Raw genomic sequence first — 21,974 nt, forward strand, 5'->3', positions numbered from 1 at the left:
GGAGAATATTATGATTAAGGTTGCACCTTCGATTTTGTCAGCAGATTATGTTAACTTACAAAAGGATATCGAACTAGTTGAACAAGGTGGGGCAGAGTATCTGCACATTGACGTGATGGATGGTAGCTTTGTTCCAAGTATTTCTTATGGACCAGGTTTTGTTAAGGCCATTCGTCCTATTTCTAAAATGGTCTTAGATGTTCACCTGATGGTTCAAAATCCTGAACATATTATTCCTGATTTTGTGGAAGCTGGGGCTGATATTATTGGGGTTCAAGTTGAAGCAACCCAACATATTCACCGGGCATTACAAATCATTAAAAACGGTGGCGTTAAAGCTGAAGTAGTGATTAATCCTGGAACTCCGGTGGAGATGATTAAGCCAGTTCTGCATATGGTGGACCAAGTCTTAGTAATGACAGTTAACCCTGGCTTTGGTGGTCAAAAGTTCCTGCCAGAAACGGTGGCAAAGATCGCTGAATTGAACGCTTTGAAGCAAGAAAATGGCTACAATTTTGACATTGAAATTGATGGTGGAATTAACAATGAAACAGTCGTTCCATGCTATGAAGCGGGGGCAACCGTAGCAGTTGCGGGCTCATACGTTTATGGTGCTGATGATCCAGTTGCTAAGATTAACGCAATTAAGGATGCAACTAAGTAGTTTTAATTCACAAAAAATGGTGGGGTAACCCGCCATTTTTATTCGGGAGGATTTATGGGACGAGTAGTAAATATCTTAGTCGGCGGACCAGAACATTTAGTTCCTTATACTGACTTTGCTCGATTAGATGGTCTCTGGATTGGGGTTGATCTTGGCGCCACTCGACTGATTGACCATCAAATTATTCCAGATATTGCGGTGGGAGATTTTGATTCATCTGATGATCAACAATTTAAGCGGGTGAAAGAACTAGTTTCAGATGTTCGCTTTTATCCCCCGGAAATCAAGACCGAAGATACGGATACCCAATTAGCTATCCGAATTGCTTTGGAGCTTGGAGCAGATCAAATTCGCTTATATGGGGCGACGGGTGGTCGATTGGACCAATACCTTGCTAACCTCTATACGGTTTTAATGCCTCAGTACCGTCCAGCTTTAGCTAAGTTGGCGATGATCGATCGGGGGAATCATATTACTTGGTATGAGCCAGGTACTTATCAAATCAATCGGCTACCCGAAATGAGATACTTAGCTTTTGTTAATTTGACTCCTGTAACCGGATTAACCTTACCGGATGAAAAATATCAACTGCATGATTATAATGCAACCTTTCCAATTTCCTGGTCTTCCAATGAATTTGTTGGTAATCAAGCCCATTTTTCATTTGAGACCGGAGTGATGATGGTTATTCAGTCGCGTGATTAAAGTGTCAAGCAAAATTACTTGAAAGAAACGGTTGCATTCATTTGTTAGCTATGGTAAATTATTTAGGTGAGTTAAAGCGCATTTGCGCTCTGAAATAAATTTGATGAGGAGAGGAGGGTCTACAATGGCAAAGGATTACATTACTGGTAAGCACACACAATTCGGTAACAAGCGTTCACACGCCCTTAACTCAAGTCGTCGTAGTTGGAAGCCAAACTTGCAAAAGGCAACCATCCTAGTTGATGGTAAGCCTAAGAAGGTTTACGTTTCAGCACGTACTCTGAAGTCAGGGAAAGTTACTCGTGTTCACTAAAAAGATGGTCTGATAAAGGCCATCTTTTTTTGTGCCATTTAAAAAAGTCGGTTGGGGAACCAGGGTGAACTAATTCATGTTAAAAAAACTCCGATATGGTACAATTACGTATGGTATTTTAAATTGAAGGAGGCCGTTTAAATGACTGTGAAGATCAAGAATCAATCGGGAATGATTGATATTTCCAATGATGTCATTGCCACAATTGTTGGTGGTGCCGCAACCGATATTTATGGAGTTGTCGGCATGGCTAGTCGGAAACCAGTTCGAGACGGTTTTAACCAAATTTTAGGTTTAGATAGTTATCATCAAGGGGTCGAAGTTCGCCAAAATGATGATCAAATCGATGTGGAAGTCAACATTATTGTGAGCTATGGAACCAAGATTTCCGAAGTTTCCAAAAGTGTTCAATCACAAGTTAAGTATAATTTAAAATCAATGCTTGGAATTACTGCCGATGAGGTGAACGTCTTTGTTCAAGGGGTTCGCGTGGCTGGTGAGTAGTGGCAAGCGGGAGGAAAGAAATTTGTCAGTTACAGAAATTACCAACTTAGAGTTTGGTCAGATGGTGCAAGCCGCTGCGGCGAAATTAAATAATCAAGCCGAATTTATCAATTCATTAAACGTATTTCCGGTGCCTGATGGTGATACGGGAACTAATATGAGTATGTCAATGGCTAGTGGGGCTAAGTATGAACGGGAATCAACTAGTGACCAGGTTGGGGTCTTGGCAGCAGCTTTAGCTAAAGGTTTATTGATGGGGGCTCGGGGAAATTCGGGAGTGATTTTATCGCAAATTTTTCGTGGTTTCTCCAAAGGATGCGAAGGTAAAGCCACTCTAAGTCCTGCTGATTTTGTGAATGCTTATGCCAATGGAGCCCAGACGGCATATAAGGCCGTGATGAAACCGACGGAAGGGACGATTTTAACCGTGGTCCGGGAATCAGCTCAAGCTGGTCTAGATGCCATTAAGGCTGGAGATACTGATTTAGCGGTCATTATGAAAAAAATTGTTGATGTTGCGGATACTGCCTTGGCCAAGACGCCGGATTTGTTACCGGTTTTGAAAGAAGTTGGAGTGGTTGACTCTGGTGGTCAAGGATTGGATTTTGTGCTTCATGCCTTCTATGAAGCTTTGACCGGTGAAGTAATTGATGAAATCAAACCCGACAATGCTCAAATTGAAGAAATGATTAATGTACAACACCATCAATCGGCTCAAGGAAAGCTCAATCCAGAAGATATTGAATTTGGTTATTGTACCCAAATGATGGTCCGAATTGGCCATGGTAATAGTGTCACTAAGCAATTCGATTATGAAGAGTTTTACAATTATCTGGCAGGAATGGGCGATAGCCTACTAGTTATTAACGATGATGAAGTGGTTAAAGTTCATGTGCATACTGAACATCCGGACCAAGTTTTAGGGTGGGGGTTGCAGTTTGGAGACTTACAAACCATTAAAATCGATAACATGCGTTGGCAACAAGAAGAGATCATGCAAAATGATGATCAAGTTACGTCTCCGTTGAATGATAAACCAGCTGAAGAACCAGTCACTGAAACAGCGGTGATTGCAGTTTCTTCTGGAGATGGAATTTCTAAACTATTCCAAAGTCTGGGAGTTACCAAGATTATTGCTGGTGGTCAAACCATGAATCCAAGTATCCAAGATTTGACAGATGCAATTAACCAGAGCGGGGCTAAGCAGGCGATTGTTTTACCAAACAACAGTAATATCTTTATGGCAGCTGATCAAGCGGCCGAAGTTGCTGACATTCCAACCGTCGTAGTTCATGCCAAGACGATTGCTCAAGGAATGAGTGCCTTATTGGAATATAATCCAGATGCAGACTTAGATGCTAATCATGATGCCATGGAAGGTAACTTATCATTAGTAAAGAGTGGGGAAGTTACTAATGCCGTTCGCGACACCACTATTGATGGTCAAGCAATTAAAAAAGATGATTACATGGGAATCGTGGATGGTAAGATTGTGGTAACTATGCCAACGGTAGCTGAAGCAGCGATTGCTATGGTTAAGGAAATGTTAGATGACGAAAGTGAAATCGTGACCATTCTTTACGGACAAGATGGTTCATCTGAAGTGGCCGAACAGATTGAAGCAGCAATTGAAGAAATCGACGATGAAGTCGAAGTTCAAATCTATGAAGGGGACCAACCGGTTTACCCTTACTTAATTTCAGTTGAATAGTTTGCTGTTGACCTTCAAAGCTTTTTGTAAGCCTTGAAGGTTTCTTGTCGCTAAAGAATCAATATATCTTTGGAAAGGAGGTTAACATGTTAAGTTTACAAGACAGTGTTGGAAAGCTAAAAGGAGTCGGTCCCAAGATGGGCGAAAATTTAGCATCCTTAGACATTCTGACCGTTGAAGACCTGTTAACCTATTTTCCATCGCGTTATGATGAAATTACGCCGATTAACTTGGAAGATGCCAAAGATAAACAACGAATTACCGTAAAGGGGACTGTGATATCCGAACCGATGATGTCACGCTTTGGGTATCGCCGCTCTCGGTTGAGTTTTCGAATAATGGTCGGTCAGGGCGTGGCGCAGGTAACCTTTTTTAATCAACCCTATCTAGCCAAATCCGTTCAAATTAATACTGATGTGACAGTGATGGGAACCTGGGATCAATCCCGTAACGAAATCAAGGGGACTAAACTTTTAACTAGTAATCCCAATGAAGAAAAAGGGATGGGCGCCATTTATCCGGCTAATAAACATATCAAGCAAGCCACAATTCGTAAATTAATCCGACAGGCTTATGACCAATATCAACGGGTAATTGCGACCTTATTACCAATTTCCTTGCGTCAACGCTATCAATTGATGGAACGACGGGAAATGATTAAACAACTTCATTTTCCTGACAATCGTGAAATGGCAAAATTAGCGCAACGAACAGCAGCCTATGAAGAATTCTTCTTATTCCAATTACGGTTACAAGCCCTGCGAAGAGCCCATCGCCAAGAGAATGGCATTCAAATTCTTTATGATAATGAAGAGCTTCGTGAATTTATCCGGACGATTCCCTTTGAGCTAACGAGTGCCCAAAAACGGGTGGTAAACGAAATTTGTCGGGATTTACGGAGACCATATCAGATGAACCGGCTCTTGCAAGGGGATGTTGGTTCCGGAAAAACGATTGTGGCGGGGATCGCAATTTATGCTGCGATTTCGACTGGTTATCAAGTGGCAATGATGGCGCCAACCGAAATCTTAGCCGAACAACACGCCGAAAAATTAGCGAGAACCTTTAGCGGAACGCATGTCAATGTGGCCCTGTTGACTGGGTCTATGAAGGCAAAGCAACATCAGGAATTATTAAATCAAATTGAAAATGGCTCTGTAAATCTAATTATCGGCACGCATGCGTTAATTCAAGAGAAGGTTGACTATGCTAATCTCGGTTTAGCAATCATTGATGAACAACACCGGTTTGGAGTTAAGCAGCGGCAAGCGCTACGGGAAAAGGGCGATCATCCCGATATATTAGCGATGACTGCTACTCCCATTCCGCGAACCTTAGCTATTACCGCCTATGGGGAGATGGATGTATCAATTATCGATGAATTACCAGCAGGACGACAACCAATTAAAACGACCTGGTTGCGGGAAAAGCAACTAGATCAAGCCGTTAACTTCTTAAAAGGTCAACTGGAACAGGGAGCACAAGCTTACATCGTTAGTCCTTTAATTGAGGAGTCAGAAAGTCTTGACGTTCAAAATGCGACGGCGTTAGCAGAACAATACCAACAGCGGTTTGCCCCTCACTACCAAATTGGACTCTTACACGGCCGGATGACGAATGAAGAAAAGTCTGCGGTTATGCAAGACTTTCAAGATGGTAAATTACAGGTCTTAGTATCCACGACCGTTATTGAGGTTGGGGTTGATAATCCCAATGCAACTGTGATGATGATTTATAATGCGGATCGCTTTGGCCTAGCGCAGCTTCATCAGCTACGGGGACGTGTGGGTCGAGGAAGCCGTCAGAGCTATTGTCTATTAGTTGCTGATCCCAAGACCGACGAGGGAACGGCGCGAATGGAAACGATGGTGGCAACGACGGATGGTTTCGTGGTTGCCCAACGTGATTTAGAATTGCGAGGATCTGGCGATGTGCTAGGAAGTCGTCAGTCTGGAGTCCCTGAATTTAAAGTCGGTGACCCGGTGGCTGATTTAAAAATGTTACAAATTGCACGTTCAGATGCCGGGAATTTGTTAAATGAACCTGGCTGGGATGAGAAAGCTGAAAATCAACCCTTAGTCTTATATTTAAAACGACATCAATTAGCAACACACTTTGATTGAATGAGGATAATAATTTATGAAAATTGCAGTAGATGCGATGGGTGGCGACCAGGCCCCTCAAGTGGTAGTAGCGGGAGTTGAACAAGCGCGGGATTTATATCCCGAACTTGAATTTGATCTGTATGGAGATCCCCAACAGGTGACCCCATTAATTCAGGATTCAACTCGTTTAAAAATTGTACCAACCAGTGAAATTATCGAAATGGGTGAAGAGCCCGTTCGCGCCATCCGGAAGAAGAAGGATTCTTCAATTGTACAAGCCGCAACAGCTGTTAAAGAAGGACGTGCCGATGCCTTTTTCTCAGCGGGTAATACGGGAGCCATTTTAGCAGCGGGGCTTTTGATTGTTGGTCGAATTAAAGGAATTGATCGACCTGGCCTGACAAGTATTTTGCCCGTTACCCAACCTGGTAGCGATCAAACGAGATTTGTTTATTTAGATACTGGTGCTAATGCTGAATCTAAGACGAAGAACCTGCTCCAGTATGCGATCATGGGTAAATTTTATGCCGAAAACGTTTTAAAAGTAGCTAATCCCCGGGTTGCCTTATTGAATAATGGTGCTGAGGAGGATAAGGGGGATAGTTTCCACAAAGAAGTTCATCAAATGCTTAAACAAAGTGCTGACTTAAACTTTGTAGGAAATGTCGAAGCTGGCGATCTCTTATATGGGAAAGCTGATGTGATTGTCTCGGATGGCTGGACAGCTAATGCTGCTCTCAAAGCGACTGAGGGGACTGCCAAAATGTTTATGAACCTCATTAAAGATGGGGTTAAGCAAGGTGGTTGGCGGGCCTTATTGGGAGCGTGGTTACTCAAACCGGCCTTAAAACGGATTAAAAATCAGATGAGTACGTCAACTTATGGGGGCGCCGTCCTCTTAGGGCTAAAAGCACCGGTAGTTAAAACCCATGGTTCATCTGATGCAGAAGCCATAAAAAATACCATTGTCCAGATTAAACAAATGATCGATGTCAATTTAATTGACCAAACGGTTGATTACTTTAGTGCCGATCAAAGCAGAGAAAAGTTGGACAATTAGGCGAAAACCTAATAGAATTAAGTCGTTACAATAATTAAAGAGGTTGATTTAGAATGGATAGAGCTGAAGTATTTAAAAAGGTTTCAGCAATCGTTGCCGACCACTTCGAAGTTGATCGGGCGAAGATTACCGATAATTTAAATTTACGTACAGATTTAAATGCTGATTCTATTGATTTTGTTGAATTTGTTCTTGAAGTTGAGGATACTTTTGGCGCAACCATTGATGATGACGATGCCGAGCAACTGAGCACCATTGGGGAAGTGGTTGATTATATCGTTAGTCATCAAAACTAAACACTGCTGTTGGGCTGTGATGATGAATTTTTCGTCACAGCCTTGTTTAAAAATAGGCTTAGGCCTGTGATATGGGATTGTGTCTTTATAGGATTCTATATCACAGGGTTAATCAAGAAAGGATTACTATGATTACCGAATTAAGTGAATATTTATCCAGTGAGTTTGGCATCCAATTTAAGAATTTTGATCTATTAGCTGAGGCCTTTACCCAAGCTTCGTATGTAAATGAACACCCCAAGGAGCACTTGAAGTTTTATGAACGAATCGAGTTCTTAGGTGATGCTGTTTTACAGTTGTATGTATCAGAATACATTTATCAACGGTATCCTGAATTACCGCAGGGGAAATTAACGCGGTTACGGGCGGCCATGGTTCAAGAAAAGAGTTTCGCTGCCTTTGCCCGGGAATGTCATTTTGATCAATATATTCGGCTTGGTAAGGGTGAAGAAATGGCGGGCGCTCGCAATCGTGACAGCCTTTTGTGTGACATATTCGAATCCTTTATTGGGGCATTATATTTGGATCAAGGTCGCGATGCCGTTAAAAAGTTTATTGCACGTGTGATTTTTCCTAAGTTGGATCTTGGCTGGTTTGACCATGCTGTTGATAGCAAAACTTCATTGCAGGAATTTTTGCAACGTGATGGCGATGTTGATATTGAATATCATCTTTTATCGGAGGGTGGAACCGAAAATGCGCCCGAATTCACGGTGAATGTTAGTATGGATGGACAAGTGATTGGCGAAGGAACTGGTTCATCGAAGAAACACGCAGAAATGGCAGCGGCTCAGGCCGCCTTGAAAAAGCTTCGTCAAGATAAACAGTAGGACAACGCGATGCGATTATTATCTTTAGAGATTGAAGGGTTTAAATCCTTCGCGCAGAAAACAAAAATCGAATTCCAGCCGGGCATGAATGGGATTATTGGTCCTAATGGGAGTGGTAAAAGTAATATTATTGAAGCCATTCGGTGGGTAATGGGGGAGCAATCCGCGAAAACCTTACGGGGTGACAAGATGGCGGATGTAATTTTTAATGGTTCGACTGATCGTAAACCCTTGAATCGAGCCCAAGTCAAGATTACCTTTGATAATAGTGATCATTATCTCCAAAGTGAATTTACGGAATTAACTGTTACCCGTCGGTTATACCGGAATGGGGATAGTGAATATCTGATTAATGACCACGCGGTACGCTTGAAAGATATTGTGGAATTATTTATGGACTCAGGGATTGGCCGTGAGTCTTTTTCCATTATTTCACAAGGCCGCGTGGCCGAAATTTTCAATGGTAAACCGAGTGATCGTCGGACGGTGATTGAAGATGTAGCGGGGGTTTCAAAATATAAGCAGAATAAGCAGGTGGCTGAGAAACGCTTGGCCGAAACCAATGACAATCTAAATCGGGTTAATGATATTATTACAGAAATTAAGGACCGGTTGGAGCCTTTAGCTGAGCAGAGTGCGTTAGCCCAGGATTACTTAGAACAAAAAACTCGCTTAGACCTTTTAGATCGGACCCAAACAGTGCGGTCAATTTTGACTAAACGCCAGCAATTGGGGACCGTACAAGATCAATTAGCCCATGCTAAAGCAACATCAGATCATTACGAAACGGAAACTAAAAGTGCGAATGAACATTTATTAGTTCTACGTGAAACTTATCAACGCCAATTAAAGGCCAAGGATGAACATCAACAACAGGTTCTTTCGCTAACGGAATTAATTGCCAAGTTGAATGGGGAACAATCCTTATCTTCAGTCCGACAAGAACAACGCGAACAAGAGATTAGTCGTCTTCAAACGGCGATTCATTCATTAAAGGATCAGATTGCTGCTTTACAAAAGAAGCTAGGTCAAGATCAGGAGACTATTACCAAGCAAAGTCAGCAGTTAGCCAATGATCAAGTCGCTTTAAAAGCAGCTCAATCATTGAGTGCAAGGGAACAGGTGGCCCAATTAGAGTCGGAGATTGAAACAAAACGCTCACAATTAGTTGATTTAATGCAAGAGCAAACCTCTGTACAGAATCAACAGCAATTCTTAAAACGGAATCATCAACGTGATAGTGATCAACAGGCGCAAGCTGATACAGATTTAAAAAATTTACAGGAGCAATATGAAGAAGCTAATCGGAAAGCCCAAGCGCAACACCAACAAGTGGCGGCTAGCCAAGCAAAATTAGACCAAATCAGTGCTAAATTACAAGCGGAACAAGCCCAAGCGCAAACCATTCAGCAACGCTATGAACAAATTTCTCAGCAGTGGTATCAAGCCCTGGGTGAGGTAAAATCAGCTCAAAATCGAATTCAAGGATTTCGTTCCATGGCGGCTGATTATACTGGCTATTATCAAGGGGTTCAATATGTTTTAAAGAATCGGCAGCACTTTTCCGGCCTTTTTGGTTCTGTGAGTGAATTAATTCAGGTGGCGCCTCAATATACTACGGCGATCGAAACGGTTCTAGGCGGACAATTGCAACAATTAGTTGTTGATACTCAAGCTACCGGGAAAGCGATTATTAACTTCTTAGTTCAACAACGAGCTGGCCGGGTGACAATTCTACCAATGGATAACTTACGACCAGGTTGGACACCTAAGAGTATACAACAAGTCCAAACTTTACCTGGTTTCATCGGCCAGGCTAGTGAATTGATTCAATATCAAGACCAATATAAAGGTGTTGTGGCCCACCTTTTATCGACAACGGTCGTGGCTGACAACTTAGACCATGCGACAACGATTGCCAAAGCGGGTCAACACCAATTGCGGGTCGTGACCCTCGATGGTCAATTGATCAATGCGAGTGGAGCGATGACGGGAGGAGCTAACCGGCGACAACGGACTGGTTTGCTTCAGCAAAAAGAGCAGTTAGCGCAACTTGAAACGGTTTTGAAAAAAACGCAAGCAAATGCAAGTGAATTGGAACATCAGGTTCAAAGTATCCAAACCGCTCGTGAACAAAATCAAGCTGTGCTAACCAAGCTTCAAGAAGAGCAAAATCAATTGCAAAATGCGCATCAAACTTTAGTTACCGAAGCGCAAGTGAGCGCCAATGAGTTGACGAGTTTGAAACGCCAATTGACAAGTTTAGAATTTACGGTCAACCAACAAAATAGTCAGAGTCAAAATTATCAAAGTCAACTTGAACAATTAGACCAAGACTACGCGCGACTTAGTCAAGAGATTACGGATCATCAAACAGCCATTCAACAGATGAAGGATCAGATTAATGATCTGCAGCAAAATGCTAATAGCCAAGCGGAACGGATTCAAGATTTGATGCAAAGGACGGCAGTTGGTCAGGAACGATTGAATCAATTGAAGAGTCAGCAAAATGTTGATCAAGTCCAATTGGCCGATTATGAACAAAGTCAAGCTGATTATCAAAACCAGTTGGATCAATTAGAATCATCAGTTCAAGCACAAGCCGATGAAGTCGAAAATAGCCAAGCGGCATTACAAAAAGCGACAGTGGAATTAACAGACCAACAAGCTCTAGTTGAAAAATTATCAATGGAAACTGATGCGATGGCTGAGCAAATTGAGAACGAAACGACTCAATTAGATCGGCTGCAAGGTTTACAACGGGTGGCAATGAATGAATTATCAACCTTAAGTGGTCAACAAGCTAAACTAGAAGCCCAAATTGACCAAGGTTTAAATCGATTAAGCGAACGCTATAGTATGTCCTTAACCGATGCTCAAGCCAACTTAAGTGAATTAGATGATGATGAATTAGCTCGCCAGATCAAGTTATTAAATCGAGGAATTGCTGAATTAGGAGAAGTTAATACGGCATCGATTGCGGAATATGAAGAAGTGAAGACGCGCTATGATTTCTTAGCTAGTCAACAGGCGGATCTCTTGGAATCACGGGCGCAATTAGATGCCACCATGAGTGAAATGGATCGGGAAGTGGCTACGCGGTTTATAAAGACTTTTGAAGAAGTTTCGACAGCCTTTTCCGCTACATTCAAACAGATTTTTGCTGGTGGGAGTGCGAAGCTAGTATTAACTGATCCGGATGAACCTTTGACAACCGGGGTTGATATTATCGCGCAACCGCCTGGAAAGCGTAATCAAAACCTCAGTCTTTTGTCGGGTGGGGAACAAGCTTTGACGGCCATTACCCTTTTATTTGCGATTATCCAAGTGCGTCCGGTCCCATTTGCCATTTTAGATGAGCCAGAAGCTGCCTTGGATGCGGTCAATGTGGACCGGTTTGCTAATTATCTAAGTCATTTTGGCGATGATGGCCCGCAATTTATCGTCATAACCCACCGTAAAGGGACGATGATGAATGCCAACATTTTGTATGGGGTCACCATGCAAGAATCTGGGGTTTCACGGATGGTTGCCGTGGATATTGATGAAACTTTAGGACAACACCAAGCAGAATAGGAGAAAAACGATGGGATTATTCGATATTTTCCGGCGGAAGGCTAAGCCTAGTTCAGAAGCCAGTGAATCAACTGTTGTTAGCGAATCAACAACTGAATCGTTAGTAGAAACAAGTAATAGTCAAACCGAAGCAAGTGTTTCTGAAGCTTCTAGGGTCAACGAAAGTTCCTTAACCACTAGTGAATCGGAAACAAGTTTGGCAAGTGGAAGTCAATCGACTAGTTTATCAGAAGTCAGTCAAGATTCGTTAGCGTCAATTAGTGAAAGTGAATTATCGGCTAGCGAAGTTAGTGAACAATCGCTGGAAGCGTCAACTAGCGAATCGGAGTCAACTGAAACCGCCACTTCCGAAACGCCAGACGAAACAGTAGAAGAAACGGATACAGCGACGACCGAAGAAAAATATGACCAAGGACTAAAAAAGTCGCGGTCAGGATTTGGGGAACGGTTGAACCGCTTTTTGGCTCGGTTCCGGTCAGTTGATGAAGACTTCTTTGATGATCTTGAAGAATTAATGATTGAGTCAGATGTAGGATATGAAATGGCCGTCCGTTTAAGTGACGAATTGCGCGAAGAAGTAAAACTACAAAATGCTAAATCAACTCAAGAAGTTTCCAATGTAATTATCGAAAAAATGGTGGAACTATACGAAGAAGCCGGCGCCAATGAAGATGATTCAATTCATTTAGCCGAACAAGGCCCAACGGTTATCATGTTTGTCGGGGTCAACGGTGCCGGGAAAACGACCACGATCGGGAAGTTAGCTGCTCGGTATAAACAAGCAGGACAAAAGGTCTTATTAGCTGCCGCTGATACCTTCCGGGCGGGAGCCACGGAGCAATTAGAAGTATGGGCCCAACGTGATGGTGTCGATATTGTGACGGGGCCAGAAAATAGCGATCCAGCAGCCGTTGTGTTTGATGCGGTCAAAAAGGCTAAGGATGATCATTATGACATCTTATTTGTTGATACCGCAGGACGACTACAAAATAAAGTTAATTTGATGAACGAATTAGCTAAAATGAAACGGATTTTAACTCGGGAAATTCCAAGCGCTCCCCATGAAGTGCTTTTGGTTCTTGACTCGACGACTGGTCAAAACGCCCTTAACCAAGCCAAACTCTTTAAAGAAAGTACGGATGTGACCGGAATTGTTTTAACTAAGTTAGATGGGACGGCCCGTGGGGGGATCGTCTTAGCTATCCGGAATGAACTACATTTGCCAGTTAAATTTGTGGGCTTAGGTGAAAAGGTCACGGATCTAGAAAAATTTGATGCGAGTGACTTTGTCTACGGATTGTTCAAAGGCTTGGTTAACGTCCAATAAGGGGAGGTTAAGGCTAATGGAATTGGAAAAAAATGAGCGGGTTAATGCCTTGTTTGCTTTTTATCAGCCATTATTGACAAGTAAGCAAAACGATTACTTGAAACTCTACTATGCAGACGATTATTCCCTTGGTGAGATTGCTGAAGAATTCCAAGTTTCGCGGCAGGCGGTTTATGATAATATTCGTCGCACCGAACGAATCCTAGAAGATTACGAGCAAAAATTGCACTTGTTTAGCAATTTTCAATTGCGCAATCATCAAGCTGACCAGATCCAGACTTACATTAAGGAGCATTATCCTGATGATCAAACTTTAAATCAGCTAGTGGCGGGATTAGAAAATCTCGAAGCTGAATAACGGAACACCATAGCTGGTTGTTCCGTTTTTTATTCGGGAATTAAGTCAAAAATAAATTTGTGAAGCAAAAAATTACCATTTTCCTGCGTAATTTAGGAAAATAGGCTATAATAAAAACACATCTTAATTAAATTTTAATTGTTTAAAGGAGTTTCGAGATGAGCGAAAAGTATAAGGTCGGTATCCTAGGGGCAACTGGGATGGTCGGACAACGTTTTATTTCCTTATTGGCTGATCATCCATGGTTTGAAGTTGTTTTAGTGGCTGCGAGTGGGCGAAACAAAGGAAAAACTTATGCTGAAGCAGTTGACGGTCGGTGGAAAATGGAAACGCCAATTCCCGATCGAATTACTAACATGGTCTTAGAAGAAGTGAGCGATGTGGAAACGATTGCTCCACAAGTAGATTTTGTATTTTGTGCGGTCAATATGCCCAAAGATGTCATTCGCGATATCGAAGAACAATATGCCAAGGCGGAAACCCCAGTGGTTTCAAATAATAGTGCTCACCGCTGGACGCCCGATGTACCAATGGTAGTTCCCGAAATCAACCCGGATCACTATGACGTTATTAAATATCAAAAGGAACGGTTAGGGACAACAAATGGATTTGTGGCGGTTAAGCCAAATTGTTCCATTCAAAGTTATACTCCCGCTTTGACCGCTTGGTTAAAGTTTGAACCAACGGAAGTAATTGTTTCGACCTATCAAGCAATTTCAGGGGCGGGAAAGAACTTTGCGGAATGGCCAGAAATGAATGGGAATATTATTCCTTACATCGCTGGGGAAGAAGCTAAATCGGAAAAAGAGCCACTCCAAGTATGGGGACATGTGGATCCAGCAACCAAGTCGATTGTGAATAAAGAAGGGATCAAGATTACGAGTCAATGTATCCGGGTACCAATTCTCTATGGTCACACGGCAACGGTTTTTGTTAACTTTAAGCAAAATCCAGCTAAGGAAGAATTAGTTCAGGCCTTACGTGATTACCAAGGTTTCCCACAAGAAGCCGAACTACCAAGTGCACCTAAGCAATTCATTCAATACCTAGAAGACGATGATCGTCCACAAGTGCAAAAAGATGTAAACTTTGAGCATGGGATGGGAGTTTCCATTGGTCGCCTACGTGAGGACTCGATTTTTGATTGGAAGTTTGTTGGTCTTTCGCACAACACATTACGTGGAGCTGCTGGTGGAGGCGTGTTGTCTGCTGAAGCCTTAGTTAAGAAGGGCTATTTAAAGAAAAAGAGCGAACTTTAGAAAAAAGAAGCTGTGAAGAAAGTTATGTTTCTTCCAGCTTCTTTTATCGTAGGTTCAATTAATTAGCTTGGGTTAATTCTTCCACACGGGTGATGGCGTGATGAACCGCTGCGGGTGAAATATCGGTGGCTGGTAATAGGTGTAACTGCGTGTTTGGTGCGGTGATATCAGCCACTAATTGATCCAACTCTGCATTGGTTGCATCGCCAAAGTCAAGATCTGTTAAATTAGTTGGCAAGCCGATTTGACGATAAAACGGTAACAGATCCTTTAAGTCGTCTTCTTGGTTTTCGAGCGACAGCATTACAAAGATACCATAAGCTACTTTAGCTCCATGGAGGTGATGATGAGTTCTTGGGAAGGCGGTTAGGGCGTCACAAACGGGGTGAGCAGCGGTAGCCCGGGCATAAGCATCTCCCCAGCCTCCAACGGTTCCTGCGGTAACGATGATCGTTTCGGCTACTTGGCGCCAGTTCTCGTTGTAGTTGCCATTTTTCATATCTTCAACGGCTTGTACCCCGTATTTAAGTAAAATTTCTTGGCACTGTTTTGCCATCTTTTGCGAGATAATCAGGGCATCGGTAAATTCTTCTGGTTTCAGATGCTCAAAAACCCGTTCCGATTCATAAAATTTGGCTAGGGTATCACCAATTTCTGCCACAAAATAGTCAAGGGGTGAATTGAAGATTACCTTGGGATTAATCAAGAGCAATTCACTCGTTCGTAAATAAATTTTATGGTCAATATGTTCATGATTTTCTCTGTAATGAACACTTAAGGCAGACCAGGCGGCACAATTGCTAGCCAGAGTTGGTAACATGATTTGAGCTAACTTAGTGCCATTTGCCACACTCTTAGCGGTATCTAAACATTTACCGCCACCTAAAGCCATAATGGCATCAGCTTTGGAATCGGTACAAATTTTTTTAACTCGATCGATTTCTTCATAAGAGCATTCGCCATTAAAGGGTAGGTCAATCACTGAAACATCAGCTGGCCATTTTGGCAAGAAGGGTTTAGCAACCGCATAGCCTTTTTCACCATGTAAAAAGACGACGGTCTTGAGACCTAGTTCATGGAAATAATCTGGTAAAACTTGATAGGCTGTTTCATCAGAAATATAACGTTGCGGACCACTTTGCGAAAACATCAAAGCCATAGTAAACACTCCCCAAATTTAGATTAGGTATAGTATAAGCAAAGTTCTTAAATAAGATCAATAGTTAAATTAAAAAAAGATTAAAATATTTAAAGAATAATTAGTATAATAGACTTAGTTTAAAGATCGGAGGAAAGATTATGTCGATTAGCCAACTAGCCAATCAAATTATGGTTTTATTCTTATTGATGTTCCTAGGTGCTTTAATTCGTGCCCTAGGCTTTTTTAAGGTGACAACAATTAGTGAAATGACCAATATGTTACTCTACTTTGCTAGTCCAATCGTAATCTTTAATTCTTTTCAAAAAGATTTTTCTCTGAATCGACTCCATATCCTTGGCTTAGTTTTGGTAGCGGTCATCTTTTCATATATTGTGATGATTGTGGTTGCTAAACTAATTTTTCAGCGCGTCCAAGATCCTAATTTGCGTCGAATTGCCCGTTATGGAAGTGTCTATTGTAATAATGGGTTTATGGGGATTCCCTTAGCATTAGCCCTGTTTGGAAATAACGGGGTCTTTTATGGAGTAGCCTCGATGGCCGGTTTTAATTTGTTTTCGTGGACGCAGGGCGTTGGTATGTTTCGTCAGCAACAACCTAGTTTTCACGAGCAACTGAAACAAATTTTTAAAAACCCTAATATTATCGCGATTATTTTAGGTTTGTTAGCCTTTATCTTTTCTTTGAAAATGCCAACGATGATTTCAACTTTTATGGGGGATATTAGTTCGGCCTATGGACCGATGTCGATGATTGTGATTGGTTGTAACCTTGTGGGGTTGAACTGGCGTGATTTGAAACTGCCTGGATCAATGTGGATAACTTTACTCTTACGTAATTTAATTTTCCCGATAATTACTATTTTGATTTTACGATTACTCGGAGTTACCGGGGTAGCTCTGTATACAACGGTCATTTTAAGCGCCTGTCCAGTAGCAGGCGTGGTCGTTTTGTTTACATTACAGGCTAAAGATGATACTAAGCCTGCCGTGGTTTTAATGAGTATCTCTACTTTATTAAGTTTAATTACAATCCCGATTTGCTTCGCCCTCACGATGCTTTAGTAAATCACGACAGCTAAGGACTTTTATGGTAAAATTTATTTTTAGAAAATAAATAAAGGGGCAATAAATTAATGGCATTTGAAGGTTTAACGGAACGTCTTCAAAAGACAATGGAAAAACTACGGCGGAAACCGAAAGTTACGGACGCCGACTTGCGCGAAACGATGCGTGAAATCCGCTTGGCCCTATTGGAAGCGGATGTTAACTTCACGGTTGTTAAGAATTTTGTAAAAACGGTTCAAGAACAAGCTGTTGGGGCAGAAGTTTTAAAGGGACTTAATCCAGCTCAACAGATTGTTAAAATTGTTAATGAAGAATTAACTAAGATGATGGGGGAAACCGCCGTTCCCCTTAATAAATCAGATCACATCCCGACCGTGATCATGATGGTTGGGTTACAAGGGGCCGGGAAAACTACCACGGCTGGGAAATTGGCTTTACGGCTCAAAAATGAAGAAAAAGCACGACCAATGTTTATTGCGGCCGATATTTACCGGCCGGCCGCCATTACGCAATTAAAACAAGTGGCTGATTCCATTGATGTGCCAGTTTTTGACCTGGGGACAGACGTCGATCCCGTAGAAATTGTTCGCCAGGGGATGGAAGTAGCTAAGGAACACCACAATGATTATGTCATTATTGATACCGCGGGGCGCTTACAAATTGACGAAGCCTTAATGGATGAATTAGCTAATATTAAAGAGTTAGCTCATCCAGATGAAATCTTGTTGGTTGTAGATGCCATGACGGGTCAAAACGCCGTTAATACTGCAGAAGGTTTTGACGAAAAGCTAGATATTACCGGGGTTGTTTTAACCAAGTTAGATGGTGATACCCGGGGTGGGGCTGCAATGTCCATTCGGGCCGTTACCGGCAAACCAATTAAGTTTGTCGGTGAAGGGGAAAAAATGGAAAACTTAGATGTTTTCTATCCCGATCGGATGTCATCTCGAATTCTCGGAATGGGGGATATGCTGACCCTGATTGAAAAGGCGCAAAAGAACTTTGACGAAGAACAAGCCGCTGAAACAATGCGGAAGATGCAAGAAAATAATTTTGATTATAATGATTTCTTGGATCAAATGGATCAAGTTTCGAAGATGGGGCCGCTCGAAGATTTAATTAAGATGATGCCTGGGATGGCAAACAACCCGGCTTTAAAAAACATTAATATTGATCCTAAACAATTTTTGCATATTAAGGCGATTATTCAATCCATGACATCGGAAGAACGTGAGAATCCGGATTTAATGAATCCTAGTCGACGCCGACGGTTAGCAGCCGGATCCGGTCGACCAATCGTCGAAGTCAATCGAATGATTAAGCAATTCGATCAAATGCGGAAGATGATGAAACAAGTGACCAACGGGAACTTGAACGGGATGGAAAACATGATGGGCGGCCTCGGAAATATGCCAGGAATGCCAGGGGGAAAACTTGGTAAGATGGCGATGAATCGGATGGCTCGTCAAATGAAAAAGAATAAGAAAAAGCGCCTCAAGAAAAATAAAAAGAGAAAATAATTAAAAAGTTCTAATTTTTATCTTGACGAATGATGACAGACCCAGTATATTAATACACAAGTTAATCAACGAAGAAAACACGTTGATCAGGAGAGTAGAATTAGTGACCGGATACAGCGACCTCGGCATAGTGTGAGCGAGGATCAGTTGCTAAGACGAAAGTAGCCTGTGAGTGGTCGATGCAACGTCAGGAGTGTCGAACGGGTGCGCCCGTAATCGCGCCAGCGTATTCAGTGATGAGCACGTGGTAAGGTAATGCTAGTAATATCATTACAAACAAGGGTGGTAACACGCGGTAGCGTCCCTTCCAGATCGATTTCTGGGAGGGACGCTTTTTTCGTTGATTAACTTAGGACTTAGCTAAGCCTTTTTCTAACAACACTAAGTTGATTCAAAAAGGAGTCGAATTATGAAAACGTCACAATTAAACTGGAAGAAGTATTTGTTATTAGGATCACTGATTTTCGGCATGTTCTTCGGCGCAGGAAATTTAATCTTTCCGATTCATTTAGGACAATTAGCCGGGAGTCACTGGTTAAGTGCAGCAATTGGGTTCATTTTTTCTGGGGTGCTACTTCCTTTAATGGCTTTATTAGCCATTAGTATTACTCGTTCGGAGGGAATCTATGATTTGGCTTTACCAAATGGGAAGTGGTTTGCCCTAATTTTCTTGATTTTGGTTCATGCCACCTTAGGACCGTTATTCGCAACTCCGCGGACGGCCACTGTGCCATTTTCGATCGGGATTGCACCGCACTTAGCAAAATCTTTGGCAGGGCCAGGATTATTCATATACTCTGCCATCTTCTTTGGGATTGTTTACTTTTTCTCTACTCGCGAAGGTAATATCACTACGATTATTGGGAAGATTTTAAATCCGCTGTTTTTACTCTTGTTATTTGCTATTTTCTTATTAGCTTTCATCAGCCCACTAGGTTCTGCTACCACCACCACCGCTACTAGCGCTTACCTCACGAGTTCCTTCACGAACGGCTTTTTGGAAGGCTATAACACGATGGATTGTTTGGCGGCCTTGGCCTTTGGGATTACTGTTATTACGGCAATTAAAAATTATGGTTTAAGCCGGCAACGTGATATTTCTTTGGCAACGGCGAAAAGTGGTTCGATTGGGATTTTAGGAATCGCCTTAATTTACCTGGCTTTGATCTTTTTAGGGGCGACGAGTCTTCATCATTTCGCCCTTGCCGAAAACGGTGGGACGACCTTAGCGCAAATTGCACATTACTACTTAGGAACTGCGGGAGATGCCATTTTAGCAACTTTGGCAACCGTAACGTGTATGACAACAGCCATGGGATTAGTAATCGCCTTTTCCCAAGATTTCCATAAGCGCTTCCCTAAAATCTCTTATAAGGCCTTCTTACGCTTTAATTGTGGCTTGTCATTTTTAATTGCTAATCTTGGTTTAGATCAGATTATTGCTTGGTCAACTCCAATGCTGATGTTCTTATATCCTTTAGCGATTGCCTTGATTATTCTGGCCATCTTTTCACCTTTCTTTAAGAACGATCCAATGATTTATCGGATCACCATGGCCTTCACTTTAATTCCAGCCATTTTTGATATGATCAATTCAGCCCCAGAAATTATTCGTAATACTGGCTTTGCCCAAGCAATGATTAATTTTGCCAGTCACTATTTCCCATTCTTTAGTTTAGGTTTTGGTTGGCTGACTTTTGGAATTGCTGGATTGATAATTGGGCTTTTAACCCATATCTTCAAAACCCGGCAGGCTTTACCATCGCTTGAAAATGATTAAAAAATACGCCCCATCGATATTAGGAACTCACGTTGGTCCGTTTTAGACCTGCAGCCGTTCCAGTTTACCTATGGGGCGTTTTTTCTTTTTAGTTTGTTATTTTATTTCACAAAGAATGAAGCTGGCGAAAGTAATTCATCCAGTTTTTCTTGGCTAATCTCATCTTTGACGAGGGTTCGGATAGATTTTCCGGTCCGTAAGGATTCTTTAATGATTTCTGTAGTCCGCTCATAACCCAGAACTGGCGATAGGGCGGTCGCTGTTTCAGCAGAGTGTTCGACCATGGTGATACAACGTTCAATGTTGATGGTAATACCCTGAAGACAGTTTTTGTCAAGTGTATGCAAGGCCTTTCGTAATAGGCGAGCATCCTCGAACAAATCATAAAAGGCAACCGGTTCAAAGGCGTTGAGTTCTAATTGACCGGCTTCAGCTGCCATGGCTACTGTAGTTGCGTGGCCCATAACTTGATAAGCAACTTGGGTACAAAATTCAGGAATAACGGGGTTAACCTTTCCTGGCATAATGGATGAACCTGCTTGTCGTTTGGGAAGATTGATTTCACTCAGACCATCTTGAGGACCGGAGTTTAGTAAGCGAAGATCATTGCTCATTTTAGATAAATCAACCGCTAGGCTGCGATATGCATTCGATAAGGAGACATAACAATCGTTGTTTTGAATCCCATCTACTAAATCATCGCATTGCTTTAAGGGGAGTTTAGTTAAAGTAGCTAGTTCATCAACCACCGTATCCATATATGAGCGGCTACCGGTTACACCAGTTCCAATCGCTGTTCCGCCAAGGGGGATGGTCATTAATTCCTGGCAGACAGCTGCCAATCGATCCATATCCCGAGAAAGAATGGAGGCATAGGCTTTAAAGGACCGCCCAAAAGTAGTCGGAACGGCATCTTCAAGCTGGGTTCGCCCCATTTTTAAGACATCTTGATACTTAGTAGCTAGGCCTTGAAGGGTTAAAATTACTTTCGACAGTTCGTCCATCACCGTCCGTGTGAATTTAATCATGGTTAAATGACCCGCCGTAGGGTAGGTATCGTTGGTTGACTGGGACTTGTTGACATCATCGTTGGGGCTAATGTATTGATAATCACCTAAAGGGAGGCCGAGTTCTTGTAAAGCTTTGTTAGCAATGATTTCATTAATGTTCATGTTGGTACTAGTACCGGCACCACCTTGCAGGGCGGGAAGATCAAATTCTTGATGATAATAACTGAAATTGTGATAAAGATAATCACAAGATGAGATAATGGCGGTAGGAATGCGTTTATCTTCCCATGCCCCGGCCTTCATGTTAGCGATCGCTGCTGCTTCTTTGACTAAAAGAAAGTTTTTGCAAAGTTCTGGATCGTTTTTAATGGATTCCAAGGGAAAGTTTTCACGAGCCCGTAAGGTATGAATTCCGTATAAGGCATCTTTGGGTACTGCTAGTTCTCCTAATGAATCGTGTTCAATTCTCATAGACCAATCCTCCGTTGAATAAATAATATGTCACAAATCCTATCATTCAAAAGAGCAATAGTAAATAATACGAAATCAAATACGTAAATATTTACGTTGTGGATGCATTTTACTTAATTTTATTATTAAGTTAGCGAAATCAACCCGTGAATAATTACTATTGCATCTGATTATGAATATAGACCAATTCAGAAGATGTCGGACGCTCATCGTTTTTTAGTAACATTTCAATGGTAGTGTAATGTTTTAATAGGTTGTA

At 42.0% G+C, this 21,974-nt stretch carries 18 protein-coding genes; 16 read left to right on the top strand and 2 right to left on the bottom strand.

The features are described 5' to 3' along the window. Positions 1–10 precede the first annotated feature (10 nt). From rpe to asd, 13 genes are all read left to right on the top strand, one after another. Entirely contained in the window at positions 11–664 is a 654-nt protein-coding gene (gene rpe / locus FC60_RS06815; protein WP_056937681.1) for a ribulose-phosphate 3-epimerase, read from the top strand. 54 nt (positions 665–718) lie between these two features. Then, positions 719–1,369 carry a thiamine diphosphokinase gene (locus FC60_RS06820; RefSeq protein ID WP_056937682.1) on the top strand — a complete coding sequence of 217 codons (651 nt, stop codon included), beginning with the start codon at positions 719–721 and terminating at the stop codon, positions 1,367–1,369. A gap of 124 nt (positions 1,370–1,493) precedes the next feature. Beyond that, complete coding sequence (rpmB, locus tag FC60_RS06825; RefSeq protein WP_056937683.1) at positions 1,494–1,682, top strand: 50S ribosomal protein L28; 189 nt, start codon at positions 1,494–1,496, stop codon at positions 1,680–1,682. Positions 1,683–1,823: 141 nt separating this feature from the next. Beyond that, positions 1,824–2,186, top strand: coding sequence for an Asp23/Gls24 family envelope stress response protein (locus FC60_RS06830; protein WP_007122328.1), 363 nt, complete (start codon positions 1,824–1,826; stop codon positions 2,184–2,186). Positions 2,187–2,208: 22 nt separating this feature from the next. Then, positions 2,209–3,897 (top strand): DAK2 domain-containing protein, encoded by a 1,689-nt coding sequence (locus FC60_RS06835; protein WP_056937684.1) that lies wholly within the window; start codon positions 2,209–2,211, stop codon positions 3,895–3,897. 86 nt (positions 3,898–3,983) lie between these two features. Then, a complete protein-coding gene (recG, locus tag FC60_RS06840; protein ID WP_056937685.1) occupies positions 3,984–6,020 on the top strand; it encodes an ATP-dependent DNA helicase RecG in 2,037 nt (678 codons plus the stop codon). A 16-nt stretch (positions 6,021–6,036) separates the two neighbouring features. Next, positions 6,037–7,062, top strand: coding sequence for a phosphate acyltransferase PlsX (gene plsX, locus FC60_RS06845; protein ID WP_056937686.1), 1,026 nt, complete (start codon positions 6,037–6,039; stop codon positions 7,060–7,062). Positions 7,063–7,115: 53 nt separating this feature from the next. Then, positions 7,116–7,358 carry an acyl carrier protein gene (gene acpP, locus FC60_RS06850; RefSeq protein ID WP_007122324.1) on the top strand — a complete coding sequence of 81 codons (243 nt, stop codon included), beginning with the start codon at positions 7,116–7,118 and terminating at the stop codon, positions 7,356–7,358. Between the two features lie 128 nt (positions 7,359–7,486). Continuing rightward, positions 7,487–8,188 (top strand): ribonuclease III, encoded by a 702-nt coding sequence (rnc, locus tag FC60_RS06855; RefSeq protein ID WP_056937687.1) that lies wholly within the window; start codon positions 7,487–7,489, stop codon positions 8,186–8,188. 9 nt (positions 8,189–8,197) lie between these two features. Further along, on the top strand, positions 8,198–11,764 hold the full coding sequence (gene smc / locus FC60_RS06860) for a chromosome segregation protein SMC (RefSeq protein ID WP_056937688.1): 3,567 nt from the start codon (positions 8,198–8,200) through the stop codon (positions 11,762–11,764). A 10-nt stretch (positions 11,765–11,774) separates the two neighbouring features. Then, on the top strand, positions 11,775–13,091 hold the full coding sequence (ftsY, locus tag FC60_RS06865; protein WP_056937689.1) for a signal recognition particle-docking protein FtsY: 1,317 nt from the start codon (positions 11,775–11,777) through the stop codon (positions 13,089–13,091). A 16-nt stretch (positions 13,092–13,107) separates the two neighbouring features. Further along, positions 13,108–13,449, top strand: a complete 342-nt coding sequence (locus FC60_RS06870) for a putative DNA-binding protein (protein ID WP_056937690.1) — start codon at positions 13,108–13,110, stop codon at positions 13,447–13,449. Positions 13,450–13,607: 158 nt separating this feature from the next. Further along, positions 13,608–14,708 (top strand): aspartate-semialdehyde dehydrogenase, encoded by a 1,101-nt coding sequence (gene asd, locus FC60_RS06875; RefSeq protein WP_056937691.1) that lies wholly within the window; start codon positions 13,608–13,610, stop codon positions 14,706–14,708. Between the two features lie 58 nt (positions 14,709–14,766). On the opposite strand, the gene FC60_RS06880 is transcribed toward asd, so the two are convergent. Continuing rightward, positions 14,767–15,867 carry an iron-containing alcohol dehydrogenase family protein gene (locus FC60_RS06880; RefSeq protein ID WP_235806098.1) on the bottom strand — a complete coding sequence of 367 codons (1,101 nt, stop codon included), beginning with the start codon at positions 15,865–15,867 and terminating at the stop codon, positions 14,767–14,769. Positions 15,868–16,007: 140 nt separating this feature from the next. Here FC60_RS06880 and FC60_RS06885 point away from each other — a divergent pair, with 140 nt between their 5' ends. The 3 genes from FC60_RS06885 (at position 16,008) to brnQ (ending at position 20,234) form a co-directional block, all read left to right on the top strand. Further along, positions 16,008–16,931, top strand: coding sequence for an AEC family transporter (locus tag FC60_RS06885; RefSeq protein ID WP_056937692.1), 924 nt, complete (start codon positions 16,008–16,010; stop codon positions 16,929–16,931). A 71-nt stretch (positions 16,932–17,002) separates the two neighbouring features. Further along, positions 17,003–18,454 (top strand): signal recognition particle protein, encoded by a 1,452-nt coding sequence (gene ffh, locus FC60_RS06890; RefSeq protein ID WP_056937693.1) that lies wholly within the window; start codon positions 17,003–17,005, stop codon positions 18,452–18,454. Positions 18,455–18,863: 409 nt separating this feature from the next. Further along, entirely contained in the window at positions 18,864–20,234 is a 1,371-nt protein-coding gene (gene brnQ / locus FC60_RS06895) for a branched-chain amino acid transport system II carrier protein (protein WP_056937694.1), read from the top strand. Between the two features lie 101 nt (positions 20,235–20,335). On the opposite strand, the gene FC60_RS06900 is transcribed toward brnQ, so the two are convergent. Then, complete coding sequence (locus FC60_RS06900; protein WP_056937695.1) at positions 20,336–21,715, bottom strand: aspartate ammonia-lyase; 1,380 nt, start codon at positions 21,713–21,715, stop codon at positions 20,336–20,338. Positions 21,716–21,974 lie beyond the last annotated feature (259 nt).

This window comes from Limosilactobacillus gastricus DSM 16045 (genome assembly GCF_001434365.1).
GTDB classification, from domain to species: Bacteria; Bacillota; Bacilli; order Lactobacillales; family Lactobacillaceae; genus Limosilactobacillus; species Limosilactobacillus gastricus.

What these genes read in the sequence shown, in the direction of transcription:
- FC60_RS06885 (WP_056937692.1), top strand. Translation starts at nt 16,008, where the DNA reads ATGTCGATTAGCCAACTAGCCAATCAAATTATGGTTTTATTCTTATTG.
- FC60_RS06900 (WP_056937695.1), bottom strand. Translation starts at nt 21,715, where the DNA reads ATGAGAATTGAACACGATTCATTAGGAGAACTAGCAGTACCCAAAGAT.
- rnc (WP_056937687.1), top strand. Translation starts at nt 7,487, where the DNA reads ATGATTACCGAATTAAGTGAATATTTATCCAGTGAGTTTGGCATCCAA.
- brnQ (WP_056937694.1), top strand. Translation starts at nt 18,864, where the DNA reads ATGAAAACGTCACAATTAAACTGGAAGAAGTATTTGTTATTAGGATCA.
- FC60_RS06830 (WP_007122328.1), top strand. Translation starts at nt 1,824, where the DNA reads ATGACTGTGAAGATCAAGAATCAATCGGGAATGATTGATATTTCCAAT.
- FC60_RS06880 (WP_235806098.1), bottom strand. Translation starts at nt 15,867, where the DNA reads ATGGCTTTGATGTTTTCGCAAAGTGGTCCGCAACGTTATATTTCTGAT.
- acpP (WP_007122324.1), top strand. Translation starts at nt 7,116, where the DNA reads ATGGATAGAGCTGAAGTATTTAAAAAGGTTTCAGCAATCGTTGCCGAC.
- FC60_RS06820 (WP_056937682.1), top strand. Translation starts at nt 719, where the DNA reads ATGGGACGAGTAGTAAATATCTTAGTCGGCGGACCAGAACATTTAGTT.
- rpe (WP_056937681.1), top strand. Translation starts at nt 11, where the DNA reads ATGATTAAGGTTGCACCTTCGATTTTGTCAGCAGATTATGTTAACTTA.
- smc (WP_056937688.1), top strand. Translation starts at nt 8,198, where the DNA reads ATGCGATTATTATCTTTAGAGATTGAAGGGTTTAAATCCTTCGCGCAG.
- plsX (WP_056937686.1), top strand. Translation starts at nt 6,037, where the DNA reads ATGAAAATTGCAGTAGATGCGATGGGTGGCGACCAGGCCCCTCAAGTG.
- rpmB (WP_056937683.1), top strand. Translation starts at nt 1,494, where the DNA reads ATGGCAAAGGATTACATTACTGGTAAGCACACACAATTCGGTAACAAG.
- asd (WP_056937691.1), top strand. Translation starts at nt 13,608, where the DNA reads ATGAGCGAAAAGTATAAGGTCGGTATCCTAGGGGCAACTGGGATGGTC.
- recG (WP_056937685.1), top strand. Translation starts at nt 3,984, where the DNA reads ATGTTAAGTTTACAAGACAGTGTTGGAAAGCTAAAAGGAGTCGGTCCC.
- FC60_RS06870 (WP_056937690.1), top strand. Translation starts at nt 13,108, where the DNA reads ATGGAATTGGAAAAAAATGAGCGGGTTAATGCCTTGTTTGCTTTTTAT.
- ffh (WP_056937693.1), top strand. Translation starts at nt 17,003, where the DNA reads ATGGCATTTGAAGGTTTAACGGAACGTCTTCAAAAGACAATGGAAAAA.
- ftsY (WP_056937689.1), top strand. Translation starts at nt 11,775, where the DNA reads ATGGGATTATTCGATATTTTCCGGCGGAAGGCTAAGCCTAGTTCAGAA.